This is a genomic window from Enterococcus sp. C74 (assembly GCF_040887125.1).
In the GTDB taxonomy this organism is placed as follows: Bacteria; Bacillota; Bacilli; order Lactobacillales; family Enterococcaceae; genus Enterococcus_B; species Enterococcus_B hirae.
Genome location: NZ_JBFOFA010000003.1, coordinates 34,533 through 47,911, shown reverse-complemented (window position 1 = coordinate 47,911; position 13,379 = coordinate 34,533). Strand labels below are relative to the sequence as shown.

Below are 13,379 nucleotides of genomic sequence, written 5' to 3'. Positions count from 1 at the left end.
CCTTGAAGCATTATGCCCAACCATTTTATTCGTGATTTAATTCTATTGTACCAAAATGACGAAAAAATTCAATAAGAACACCATATTTTTCCTCGGTAACTCTGTTTTTTTATAAGAAATTCTCATAAAAAAATTTTTTCTTCATATGTATTCCCAAACTAGATCTATTTCAAATAGTTTTAAATTTTTTTTATTCTTGATAGAATAGAACGAATAGACGATTTGGAGGAATGTTTATGTTACCCATTATTGGAATTGCTGGAAATCAGTTGATCCGAGCGACAGATACTTTTCAAGGAAATCAAGTAACCTATACTCCCCAAGGCTTTGTCAATGCTGTACAGCAGGCGAATGGTTTACCGATCGTTTTACCGATCTCATCCCCTAAGACCGCTTCTGCTTATATTGACCAAATCGATAAACTGATCTTAGCCGGTGGACAGGATATTTCCCCACAACTGTATCATGAACCTCCCCATCCAAAACTTTTAGAAACCAACCTTCAAAGAGATCTCTTTGAAGCAGCACTTATCAGCGAGGCACTCAAACAAAACAAACCAATTTTTGCTGTTTGTCGTGGAATGCAACTCTTAAATGTCGTGCTTGGGGGTAGTTTGTATCAAGATTTAACCACTTATCCTAAGTGGTCAGTCAAACATGAACAGCATCCAACCGCCCCACAATTTGCTACTCATGAAGTAAAGATTTTACCCGATACTCTTTTACATCAGCTACTACCTGATATTTATTTAGTAAACTCTTATCATCATCAGGCGTTGAAAGAGCTGGCACCTTCATTAAAAGCCACAGCCTTTTCACCTGATGGTCTAGTGGAAGGGATTGAAAGTCTCGATAAGGATGTTCGATTATTTGGTGTACAATGGCATCCAGAGCTGACACATTCAAGCAATCCCACTGATCAAGGATTATTTGATTTTTTTGTTCAAGAATTTTAGTCCTGAAGTGATTGGGCAACGATTTTTTTCCTTTAGAATATCCTAAAAAATGCTGGCGTTATTTCGTAGATCAACCGAAATAACGCCAGCATTTAGTTTTTCATTTACCATTTTGTTGTGCCGATACTGCTTTTAATAGTCAGTCGGTTAGGATTTCTTACGTTCATTTCTCATAATTGAAAGTGACTGTTTCAATGAACTCCATAAGCCACCTTCACTATAAACAAGAACATTTGATTTATACATGTTCGCTGAGAAGAACATTAGCAGGAATGTGACAATGATTAACACTACAAGTGAAATCAATACACTAGTCATCCCAACTGTCTCATTCGCCAAACGAATCGGCATAATATAAGAAGAAAGGAACGGAATATAGGACGTGATCCGAATCACGATATTGTTTGGATCAGATGCGCCTAAGATCAACCCAAGCATATAGCCACCTAAAGAAAGATAAGTAACTGGTAAAATCGCTTTTGCTGTATCTTCTGCTTTGTTGACTAATGATCCACATAAAGCCGCTAAAACGGAGAAGATCAAGATACCAAAGAACATAAACAACAATGCGTACCATAAAAATGGTCCGATGATCTTATCTAGTGAAATATTCTCTATGATACTTTTTACAAAATCCATATGTTTAAATTGTTGGAATCCCACAGTCAAGATCACTCCGTATAGAGCCATCTGCGTTAAAGCAACTAACAAGACACCAGTCAATTTACCATAAAAATGTTTTTGAGCTGTCGTACTTGATAAAATGACTTCCATGATTCGAGTTCCCTTTTCAGAAGCAATTTCTTGCGCGATGATTTGTGAATAAGTCAGGATAATGATAAATAAGATAATGGTTGCTGCATAACTAATCGCATATTGTACGCCAGAATTATCTTCTCCAACTTTCATTTTGTTATTACTATCAAAACTTACTTTTTGTCTAGTCAAACTTGCTGGTTGACTAAGACTAGCTACTTCTTCAGGAGAAAGTCCCAGTTGGCTAGCTCGCAATAGTGATTGCAATCCAGTTAATTGCTGTTGGATCAACAATTGTGTACTTTGTCCTAACGAATTTTCACTGTAAAGTTGACCTTTTAGCTGATCGTTTTCGACTGTGACGACTAAATAGGCATCAATTTTTTCATCGGCTAATTCTTTTTGAGCTTGTGTTTGCGAATCAACCGCTTGAAAGCTGAACTCATCGGTTTTTACTTGTTCAAGCTGTTGCGTTACTTGTTGATTTTCGGACAATACACCAATTTTATTAATCTCACTGTTTTGCTGAGCAAAATTGCCTGCTAAATAAACGATCCCTATCATAATGAATGGCACTAAGATCATAATCAAGAAAGAGATAGATTTGACATTTTTTAAATAAACATCTTTTGTAATGATCCAAAATTTACGCATCAATCTCACCTGCTTTCATTTTGAATATCTCTTCTAAGGTAGGCGGTTGTTGATTGAACATTGGAATATAGCCAAATTGTGTTGCTCGGGTAAAGATTTCTTTTCCTACATCAGGATCGTTTAAAGTGATTTCAAGCGTTTGATCTTCATGAGTGACGACTTTTTCGACCCCTTCGATCATTGCAACTTCCTCCTGGGACAAGCCAGATTCTAAGAATAACTTTGTACGTCCAAAAGAATTTCTGATTTCATGGACTTTCCCGCTTAACACCATTTTTCCATTACGTAACATAATTAAATGATCACAGATTTTTTCAACATTATCCATATTGTGACTGGAGAAAATAACACATGAGCCATGTTCTTTTAACTCAATGATCCCGTCTTTCAGCAATTCTGCATTGACTGGGTCAAGCCCACTAAACGGCTCATCCAATATGATTAATTTAGGTTCATGGATCAACGTAGCAATCAATTGGACTTTTTGTTGATTTCCTTTAGACAATGATTTTACTTTATCGGTTTTCTTTCCTTTTACTTGGAACTTTTCCATCCAAAAATCGATTTTTGGTTCGATCTCTTTTCTTTTTTTGCCTCTCAATTCAGCAAAATACAACAATTGCTCTTGAATCGTTACTTTCGGATACAACCCACGTTCTTCAGGAAGATAGCCAATAATGTCATAGTCTTTTTCTCCCAAAGGTTGTCCATTCCATAAAACTTCCCCTTGATCCTGTGTCAAAAAATCTAAGATCAATCGAAAAGTTGTGGTTTTTCCTGCCCCGTTTTGTCCGATCAGCCCCATAATCTTTCCATCAGGTATTGGAAAAGACACATGATCAACAGCGGTATAGTCTCCAAACGTCTTAACCAAATCTTTCACTTCTAACATCGTCTCACTCCTTCGTCTCCATTTCTTCTACCATATTCAGATAGTTCAGACAACTTAAATCGCATACAAATGCAAAAAATGAAATAGTCCAGAGATTCTTTATCAATTAAAGGTCCAAAGTCTATTGAAAAATGAATAGTTTAAAAAGAAAACCATTCTTTCCCACTTTTTCATTGAAACAACGACCATTTTGACATTTATTCAATCTAGGTTGGCTATAATCATTTCCAATAGTCATCATAGCGCTTCCCGCCTCGTCGAACTAAAACGAATTCTACATCATTTGTTATACAAAAAATCATAGGACACTTTACGTAGTTTGTAAAGTGTCCTATGCTAGTTCTCATGCAATTTATCAAAAACATTTTGAGCAACATTTTTTGGTAGCCCAATTTGTTGGAGTTCTTCCATCGTCGCTGCCGTAACATTTTTCAACGATTTAAATTCTTTTAGAAGTAATTTTTTTCTTTTCGGTCCTAATCCTTCGATTTCATCCAGCTTAGAAGCAAAACTATTTTTACTTCGTAGTTGTCTATGGAATGTGATCGCAAACCGATGGACCTCATCTTGGACCCGTTGAAGTAAAAAGAACTCGAGCGAATTTCTTTCCAATGGAACCACCGAAAGTTCATTTCCAAAAAGGAGTTCATTCGTTTTATGCTTATCATTTTTAGCCATACCAGCCACTGGTATGTCGATCCCAAGTTGATTTTCTAAAACATCTTTGGCGACATCTACTTGCCCTTTCCCACCATCGATCAAAATCAAATCAGGTAAAGGAAGCCCTTCTCGAATGACACGAGAATATCTTCGATAAATCACTTCTCGCATCGAAGCATAATCATCTGGTCCTGTGACCGTTTTGATTTTATATTTGCGGTATTCTTTTTTTGCTGGCTTTCCATCGATGAATACCACCATTGCCGCTACTGGATTGGTTCCCATGATATTCGAATTATCGAAGGATTCAATCCGAACAGGTGTAGGAATATTCATGGCATTCCCTAAACGTTCCACTGCCCCAATCGTTCGTTCTTGCTTTCTAGCAATCAAATCAAATCGTTCATTCAATGCAACCGTAGCATTTTTATTCGCAAGTTCTACTAATTTTTTCTTTTCACCACGTTTGGGTTGTAAAACTTTTGTGGACAACAATGCCTCCACACTCGGTTGATCGATCGTGTTAGGAATCAAGACTTCTTTAGGAATAAAATGTTCATTTTCTTGATAAAACTGCCCGATATAAGTCAGAAAATCCTCTTCTGCTTCATTATAAAAAGGAAACATCGACACATCCCGTTCAATCAATTTCCCCTGTCTGACAAAGAATACTTGGACACACATCCAGCCTTTGTCAATGGCATAACCAAAAACATCTCGATCCACCAGATCTGTATTGGTCATTTTTTGACGAGTCATAATCGTTTCAATGGCTCGTATCTGATCGCGGTATTCTGCCGCTTTTTCAAATTCCATCTTTTCAGCAGCTTGGACCATTTTTTGGTGGATTTCTGATTCAACTTTTTCATAGCCACCATTTAAAAAGCTTTTAACTTCATCAACGATTTTCGTGTAAACTTGTGGATCAACATCAAAATAATAAGGACAAAGGCATTGTCCTAAGTGATAATACAAACACGGTTCTTTCGTTTGGCTAGGTTTACACTTTCGTAACGGAAACAACCGATCAAGGATTTTTTTGGTCTCGTTGGCTGCGCCAACATCTGGATATGGTCCAAAATAAACTGCTTTGTCTTTTAACACTTTACGTGTAATGACTAAGCGTGGGTACTTTTCGTTTGTGATTTTCAAGAAAGGATACGTTTTATCATCTTTCAACATGATATTGTATTTAGGATCATTTTTCTTGATCAAATTGATTTCTAAAAGTAAAGCTTCGATATTGGATTCTGTAACAATATATTCAAAGTCTTCGATCTCACTAACTAATCGTTCGGTTTTGGTATTATGACTACCTGTAAAGTAGGAACGGACTCTATTTTTGAGAATCTTTGCTTTCCCAACATAGATAATGGTGCCATTTTTATCTTTCATCAAGTAGCAGCCAGGTTGATCAGGAAGTAAGGCTAATTTATTTTTGATACGTTCGTTCATGAAATACTTCCTTTCAAATTTCATTGAATTAATTATAACATGTCTGTCAAAAAGAATCGTAATCGGCTCATTTGTTTCCTAGACTTGTTTGAGGGTTTAGATAAACTAGAGAAAGGTTTTACTGAAATTTGTGCTAAGGACAAAAAAACCGAGATATCAATCCATTGATTGATATCTCAGTAACATTCCAGATGTTTATAAATATTGATCGATCATTTGACGTAATTGCTCTTTCGAGTGTACACCAACCGCTTTTTCAACGACTTGCCCATCTTTTTTCAACAATAATGTTGGAATACTCATAATCCCAAACTGTTGAGGTGTTTGTGGGTTTTCATCTACATCCATTTTTACGATTCGGAATTCATCTTCATCGTATTCTTCTGACAGCTGATCTAAAATTGGTGCTTGCATGCGACAAGGTCCACACCAAGTTGCCCAAAAGTCGATTAATACTAAGCCTTTATCTGTTTCTTCGTTAAATGTCGTATCTGTAACTACTTGTGACATATCAAAGACCTCCATTTTTTAGTCTAGAGTCATTATAGCACCTTTCTTGATTCGAGACGAGCCTTCTGCTTACATTTAGTAAGTTTTATTTAAATTTAACGATCGTCGCCCCATTACCGCCTTGGTTAGCAGGAGCAAATTCAAAACTTTTGACACTTCGATGATTTTTCAAGTAGTCGGTGATTCCTTGACGCAAAGCTCCGGTCCCTTTTCCATGTACGATCGTTACTTGGGGATAGCCAGCAAGGATCGCTGAATCAAGGTATTGGTCAACCTCACTCAACGCTTCTTCATAGCGTTTGCCACGAAGATCTAGTTGGTTCGACACGTGACTAGCTGATTCAGAACGTACAGCATGAATGACCCGCTGTTTTGGTTCCTTTTGTGGTGCAACGGGCGTTAATTCACTTTCAGAAACATTCATTTTTAAAATCCCGATTTCCACTTGCCATTGCTCCCCGTTTTTACGTAACAAGGTTCCTCTTTGACCATAAGTTGTCACTAAAACTTCGTCGCCTGGTTTCAATGTTTTTTGTTCTTTGGCTTTTTTCAACACTTTATTTTTTTTCAGTTGTTCTTCTTGATGTAAGTTTGCCAATTTGGTTTTCGCATCAATCAATTGGTGCTCTTTTACATTTCCTTGTCCTACTTGTTGTTGCATTTTACGAATATCTGCAATGATTTTTTCCGCATTTTCTTGTGCTTCAGAAACTAATTCATTGGCTTTTTTCTTGGCTTTTTCGATTTCTTTTTCTCGTTCTTCAAAGAAATAGCGATACGCCTCTTTTAAGTTTTCATATAACTCTTGTGCTTCATCAACGTAGTGGCGCATTTCTAAATACTCCGTTTCAGCCATTTTTCGTCGATTTTCTAAATCAGCGATCATTTCATTTAAATCTTGGCTTTCGTCATTCATTAATTGTTTGGCTTCATTGATGACTGATTGATCTAATCCTAAGCGGCTAGAGATTTCAAATGCGTTACTTCGCCCTGGTACACCAATCAACAGACGATACGTTGGACTAAGTGTATCAACGTCAAATTCCATACTTGCATTGATTGTATTCGCCCGATTGTATCCATAAACTTTTAGTTCTGGATAGTGTGTCGTAGCCATCACATAAGCCGATTTTTTCCCAAGATCGTCTAAAATAGCAATCGCTAAAGCTGCCCCTTCTTGGGGATCTGTTCCTGCACCTAATTCATCAAACAAGACTAAACTTTTTTCATTCACATGTGCTAAGATATCAACGGTGTTTGTCATATGGGAAGAAAATGTTGAGAGACTTTGCTCGATGGATTGTTCATCACCAATGTCAGCAAATACTTCCTCAAAAATACCGATTTGACTTTCTTCATCTACAGGGATCGGTAAACCAGATTGCCCCATCAATTGTAACAATCCTAAAGTTTTTAAAGTGATCGTCTTTCCTCCAGTATTTGGACCAGTAATCACGATCGCTTGGTACTCTTTCCCAATACTGATATCATTAGCCACCACTTTTTCTTGATCAATCAACGGATGTCTTGCTTGTTTTAAAATGACATGATTTTCTACACTGATTGCAGGAACGATGGCTTTCAGTTCTTTCCCAAAACGTGCTTTGGCGTTCATCAAATCTAGTTTACCGATCACGTATGCGTTATGAATGATTTCATGTCGATGAGGAACCAGTTCAGCAGAAAGTTCACTTAAAATACGTTGGATCTCATTACGCTCTGCAATTTGATACTGTCTCAAGCGATTATTTAATTCAACGATCTGCTTTGGTTCAACAAATAATGTTTGCCCAGAAGCACTTTGATCATGGACTACCCCACCAAAGACACCCCGGTATTCTTGCTTGACAGGAATCACATAGCGATCATTTCGCATGGTAATGATCGTATCACTTAAGTATTTGGCGTTTTTCCCCCGAACAATGCCGTCTAGTTGTTCTCTCACCGTTTGTTCACTTCGACGAATATTTTGACGAATGATTTTTAATTCAGGGGAAGCATCATCTGTTACTCGCCCATCTTCATCGATCGACTCTTTTAAACGTCGATTCAATTCGAGGATCGTCACCAATTGTTCTGCCCAGAAATAAAGACGTAAAAATTCAATTTCGCTATCTGCTAAATCAGCAAAGAATCGTTTTAATTCACTTGTAGTCGATAAAACACGCGCAACTTGCGCTAATTCGAGTCCATTTAAATCAGCACCGATCTCAATTCGTTTCATATGAGGTCGAATGTTCTCTAACTTAGGAATAGGGATTCCCCCACGTAACCTTTGAACTTTTAAGCCATCTTCTGTTTCTGCTAACCAATCTGTTAATTTCTCTTGTTGGTTGATCGGCACTAACTTTGCGAGTTCTTCTGTTCCTTGCGCGGTTACCACAAACTGACGAACAAGCTGTTTCACTTTTTCAAATTCTAATGTTTCTAGGATTCGATTATTCACGTTATCACCCTAACTTTCACTAAAAGAAGTTGTCACATTTCGCATTGACTCATTGGTCTTTGCTGTCCTGTCACAACTTCGTTTTTTTTCTTTCACTACTTACTGTTACACTTTTACAAAAAATTTTTGATTAGTTTATCACATTCGTTATCCATAAATCATGGATTTTATTGGTTAGAAATGGTGTCTGCTCTACGATAAAGCGGGCAAGACTATTTCCACTAAATTGTTTTTGAACGATATCTACTGGCACAAAAGTCAATAAACTCAAGAGCAAAAATATCGTGACATAGGCAACGATTAAAGATAAGATGCCTCCCGCAAGCCAATCGACTTGTTTTAGGATCGGAATATAGGTCAAGCTATGAACAAAAATCCCGATAAAACGAGTAAGCAATCCTCCGATAAATAAAATCAGCAAAAAGGCGACTCCTGCATAAAAAGCTTCATCTAATCTGAAAGAAAATGTCTGATCAAAAAAGACCATTTGGGAATTAGATGTTACCGCAGGATAAGGAATATATAATTCCAGACGACTTGCTAGATCCTTATAAAAGTGCTGTGCTGCCATAAAAGACAAAATATAACCGATCGTATAAACGACCTGCATAGAGAATCCTCGTCGCGCACCTGAAAAAAATGCAAGCAGCAAGATAAATAAAATCAAAAGACTTAACATGTCTTGTTCCTTTCTCTTTCATTAATTTGAAGATTTTTGTTTGATTTGACCTTTTCTTTTTTCATTTAAAATTTGTTGGGCTTCCACATGATTCTTGATTTCTCGATCTGCCTGTCCGTTTTCTTTCAACACTTCTCGTGCTTCGTTTTCAATCGCTTCAATTCTTTTGATTCGATTTTCCATTTCCACAAATTTGATCATTTTTTTCTTTAAATCTGCTACTTCTTTTTCAAGTTCGAGATTTCTTTCTTGCTTCTTCAATTGATCCGAGAGCGCATTGACAGCCATTAAGATCGCTGCTTGTTCATTATCGATTTGCGGAGACAAATCCTTCAATTCTTTTAGTTGTTCATTGATCAAATTTGTCACGATATCCATATGGTGCTTTGTTTCACGTCCAATAATCGTGTAAGTTTGGTCGGCAATCACTGCTTTATAGCGTGTTTTTTCGTGCGCCATCCGAATCATTTCCCCCTATTGATAAAATTATTATCTAGTGTACCATGAAATTAATGATTTAACAGTTGTACACAAATTTTCTTATATTTACCTTATCATTATATGATAAACTTTGAAAAAATGCTATGTCTCGTCCCCAACTGAACGACAAGGAACTATTGAGGGATCTTTCATCTAACAAGCATCTAAATTTATTAATTTAACTAAACTGGAGGTACATAATGAGTAATATTATCATCAAAGTAACGACTGCCCAAATGGAAAAAATGAAACAAGCTTATCTTTCTTATCTTTTACCTAAAAAAATTCCTTATACCGTATTTGCTGCTAAAAAAAATGGCACGACCATCACTGCATACACCTCAGGAAAAGTCATGTTCCAAGGTGCAAATGCCGAAAAAGAAGCAAGTCAATGGGGAAAGGCAGCTTCAGCAAAACCCAAAGCTGGAAAAACAGCTGCATCTTTGCCTAAGAACATCGAATCTTTATCTGTATTAGGAAGTGACGAAGTGGGAAATGGGAGTTACTTCGGTCCATTGACAGTTTGTGCTGCTTACGTGGCCAAGGAGCAACTAACACAACTAAAAAAACTAGGCGTTCGTGATTCAAAAGAATTAAAAGATCCTCAAATCATTCAATTGGCTAGTATCTTGAAGAAGACGATCCCTTATCAACTTTTAGTACTCGAGCCTAAAAAATATAACGAGATCCAACCGAAATACAATGCTGTGCGTATGAAAGTTGCTTTGCATAATCAAGCGATCCAGCTACTGCTGAAAAAAATTGCTCCTGTCAAACCAGAGGCAATCTTGATCGATCAGTTTACACCAGAAAGCAATTATAAAAAGTATGTCCGTTTGGAAAAAAATCAAGTGCAAGAAAAACTCTATTTTGTGACTAAAGGAGAACAATACCACTTAGCGGTAGCTGCGGCATCGATCATCAGCCGAGCAAGTTTTCTAGAAGAATTAGCTAAAGAATCAGCAGAGATCGGTCTAGAGTTACCTTCTGGCGCTGGAACAAAGTCGGATCGAATAGCTGCAAAAATCATTGAACAAGGTGGCGTTGATTTGTTAGCAAATTATGCAAAATTACATTTTGCGAATACTGAAAAAGCAAAAAAAATGAGTTTATGATATCCCTTTAACGCTTTATTCTAAAAATAATAAACGTTGTTTCAGAAATCATTCTATAGGAATGAAGCGTTGAAGCAACGGTCATAAGACCTCTTAAAACAGGCTATCCAATTGGTCATTTGACCTTAAGAGCATAGCCTGATCTTTTAGATAGCATAAAAACTCCCATCACAGTAGAATAGAACTTTTTTCCACTGCGATGGGAGCCCATTAATTAGTCCCAAACGTTAAAACTTAGTATGTTTTACCCATTAATAACCAGCAATTTAATCAATCAACTCCCAAGGTCCCCATTGTTCAGTACCTGGTTCTTCCCCGCTTGTCCACCATTTCGCTTGATAGTTTTGCCCTTTATGAGACACCTTATCACCAGCTTTGTAAATATTTGTAGCACTCCATGCTTCATATTTTGATGAAGATGTGCTATCTAGTGTTGTTACACTCAAAGGTTGACTGTGTTCTGAAACATTACCAGAATGATCAAACGCTTTTACAGTATAAATGTACGTTGAACCAGCCATTAAATATTTGTCAATATAATTGGTAGTAGCTGTTTGACCAACTTGTTGTCCGTCACGATAAACATAATAACCTGCTACTCCTTTATTATCCGTCGAAGCGGTCCAGTTCAACGTCACGCTTGTCTCTGTCACATTTGAAGCTGTCAGATCAGTCGGAATAGATGGTGCTTCTTTATCTTCTGGATCTGGTGTTGGCGTTGGTGTTGGATTAGTTGAATCCTCTCCATAAATCGTTTGTTGCGAGATATCTATACCGGCTTTTGTAATTCTTTGTGCTAGATTTATAGAAGCAATATGATCAACGGATACATCAGTTGCATTTGATTTTAATCTAAACGTATATGTCTCCCCTGGTTTAAGCTCTTTTCCTTCATAAACCCCACTTAAATCGATCGTCACCGTTCCATTTGAGGTTGAAACCTCGCCTGCTTTGTAATCACCACTACTAAGAATTTCATTTGAATTCAACGCTAAAGTGTATCGTGGTAATTTAATTATCTTGTGAGAAGATTCAATAGCTGATAAAACGTCCGAATTTTCATTTAGTGTTTCTTTATTTTTGATGACTAACTCATACCCTTTTGAACTGTTTTCAGAATAAGTAGAAATCCCTACCTCGACATTTAGATCACTTGATACAATTTTATGCTCTGGAAGTTTTTCTGTACCAAACAACCCATTTTTGATTGCTTTGGTCAGTTCATCTCTTTTCGTACTCGTTGTTGGTTTATCTTGCGATTGCATCCAAGAGATTACACCACCTAATTCATGCTCTTTCACATATTGCGTTTTGTAATTAATTGATTTTACATTGTCATAGGTAAAGAACTCTTTTGAAACTTCGCTGTATAAAAATGGTGCTTTGGCTGTATCATCCCAATATTCTTTTAGAGTCGGGATTTTAGTTTTTAATTCATCAATGTTTCGGTAGGACCAAACTCCACCTGCTCGGCCACCATCCCCAAGTGCCAGAGAATGTTCATTGTCCGCACCATATGTCGGCGTTTGGTCTGCATCTTTATTGCTTTTTTCAGCAGGTTGGAATAATCCAGGAGTATTTGGGTCTGTCCCTTTAGCTACTTCATTCCACCCACGAGTATAGAAAGCTGCGCCGATAACGATTTTTTCTGAAGGAGCCCCATTTTCTTTCAAAAAGCGAACGGTCTGATCAACGGACAACCCATTTGCATAGTTCGGGTCGTTAGGATTACCATAAAGTGCAGTATGATGACCACTTGTTGCACTCCAAGCACCATTCATGTCATAAGTCATCATATTCGCAAAGTCAACTACTTCAAATAGTTGTTTGATGTCAACTCCCTTGTCCAACATTCCTTGGGACGCAGGTAATGCTACAGAAAGTTCATAAGTCTTACCTAATTCCACTCCTTGTTTATCGATCGCCGCTCGAATATCTTTTAATAGTAAAATATAATTTTCTTTATCCTCTGGTTTTGCGTTAGGTGTTCCTTCATCATTTTTGTTGTCGACACGATCAGGCTCACGAACATCTGCTGGATATTCCCAATCAATATCAACGAAATCCATGTTGGTATATTTTAAGAATTTAGTAATGTTTTCCACTAATTTTTTTCGTTTCGCAGGACTAGCTGCAACTTCAGAAAAATCACCCGATTTTGACCAACCACCTAATGACACGCCAATTTTTAAGTTTTTATTTTGTCCACGCAAATTTTGAAGCGCATTCAACAAACCAGAAGCAGCATTTCCCCATCCGACTTCTGCTTCACCTGCTGGCACGCCTACAGCGGCTTCTTTATCTGTAAATCTCAACTCACCATTACTATCAAAATCCAAAAAGGCATAATTTAAATGCGTCAATTGGTCTGCGGCAATATCTTTAGGATAAAATTCTTGTTCTCCTCCCCAAATCGACCAATCACCATAATACATCACATTACGATAAGACGCTTTTTTTGTAATTTCCTGTGCTTCTTCAGCATGCACATGTTCTTTGTGGCTGAATAATGGCGTTGTCAGAGAAATAACAGAAGAAAATAACATTGCTGCCAAACTAATTTTTTTCAACTTTTTCATTTTTAACCCTTCCCCTCTTTTTCTATACGAACTCCCCTAATAAAACTTATTACCCATAAAATAAATAAGTTATTTTTTAATAAACCAACCTCCTAAAAAACAAAAAATGATAACCCTTACAAAACAAGGTTAACATTATCTTATCAAAGCATCAAATGATTTGATATTTTTGTATTGCATATTAACATTTATATATT

10 protein-coding genes and 1 other annotated feature (1 of these 11 only partly in view) are annotated in these 13,379 nt (G+C 37.0%); of the genes, 2 read left to right on the top strand and 8 right to left on the bottom strand.

All coding sequences use genetic code 11. From position 1 onward, the window contains the following. Positions 1–22, bottom strand: a sequence feature (sodium ion sensor (DUF1646 type); this cis-regulatory element may regulate processes involved in with the transportation of sodium ions) (it extends 27 nt beyond the left edge of the window). A 214-nt stretch (positions 23–236) separates the two neighbouring features. After that, positions 237–956: a gamma-glutamyl-gamma-aminobutyrate hydrolase family protein gene (locus AB3H93_RS04725; RefSeq protein ID WP_368016432.1), complete on the top strand. Its 720-nt coding sequence runs from the start codon at positions 237–239 to the stop codon at positions 954–956. A 147-nt stretch (positions 957–1,103) separates the two neighbouring features. Here the strand turns inward: AB3H93_RS04725 and AB3H93_RS04720 are convergent, their stop codons facing one another. The 7 genes from AB3H93_RS04720 to zapA form a co-directional block, all read right to left on the bottom strand. Next, positions 1,104–2,366, bottom strand: coding sequence for an ABC transporter permease (locus tag AB3H93_RS04720; protein ID WP_010738019.1), 1,263 nt, complete (start codon positions 2,364–2,366; stop codon positions 1,104–1,106). Continuing rightward, positions 2,359–3,258 carry an ABC transporter ATP-binding protein gene (locus AB3H93_RS04715; RefSeq protein WP_368020225.1) on the bottom strand — a complete coding sequence of 300 codons (900 nt, stop codon included), beginning with the start codon at positions 3,256–3,258 and terminating at the stop codon, positions 2,359–2,361. Before AB3H93_RS04715 ends, AB3H93_RS04720 begins: the two co-directional genes overlap by 8 nt. 336 nt (positions 3,259–3,594) lie before the next feature. Next, on the bottom strand, positions 3,595–5,373 hold the full coding sequence (gene uvrC, locus AB3H93_RS04710) for an excinuclease ABC subunit UvrC (protein ID WP_368020224.1): 1,779 nt from the start codon (positions 5,371–5,373) through the stop codon (positions 3,595–3,597). A 195-nt stretch (positions 5,374–5,568) separates the two neighbouring features. Beyond that, entirely contained in the window at positions 5,569–5,883 is a 315-nt protein-coding gene (gene trxA, locus AB3H93_RS04705) for a thioredoxin (RefSeq protein WP_010718648.1), read from the bottom strand. Between the two features lie 85 nt (positions 5,884–5,968). Continuing rightward, the gene (locus AB3H93_RS04700) at positions 5,969–8,329 is read right to left on the bottom strand and encodes an endonuclease MutS2 (RefSeq protein ID WP_368020223.1); all 2,361 of its coding nucleotides are present in this window, start codon (positions 8,327–8,329) and stop codon (positions 5,969–5,971) included. A gap of 130 nt (positions 8,330–8,459) precedes the next feature. Beyond that, positions 8,460–9,008 carry a CvpA family protein gene (locus AB3H93_RS04695; protein WP_010718650.1) on the bottom strand — a complete coding sequence of 183 codons (549 nt, stop codon included), beginning with the start codon at positions 9,006–9,008 and terminating at the stop codon, positions 8,460–8,462. 21 nt (positions 9,009–9,029) lie between these two features. Next, a complete protein-coding gene (zapA, locus tag AB3H93_RS04690; protein WP_010718651.1) occupies positions 9,030–9,467 on the bottom strand; it encodes a cell division protein ZapA in 438 nt (145 codons plus the stop codon). A gap of 221 nt (positions 9,468–9,688) precedes the next feature. Here zapA and rnhC point away from each other — a divergent pair, with 221 nt between their 5' ends. After that, positions 9,689–10,603, top strand: coding sequence for a ribonuclease HIII (rnhC, locus tag AB3H93_RS04685; protein WP_096710054.1), 915 nt, complete (start codon positions 9,689–9,691; stop codon positions 10,601–10,603). A 266-nt stretch (positions 10,604–10,869) separates the two neighbouring features. Here rnhC and AB3H93_RS04680 read toward each other — a convergent pair whose 3' ends face one another. After that, on the bottom strand, positions 10,870–13,182 hold the full coding sequence (locus AB3H93_RS04680) for a glycosyl hydrolase family 18 protein (RefSeq protein WP_368020222.1): 2,313 nt from the start codon (positions 13,180–13,182) through the stop codon (positions 10,870–10,872). Positions 13,183–13,379: the final 197 nt, after the last annotated feature.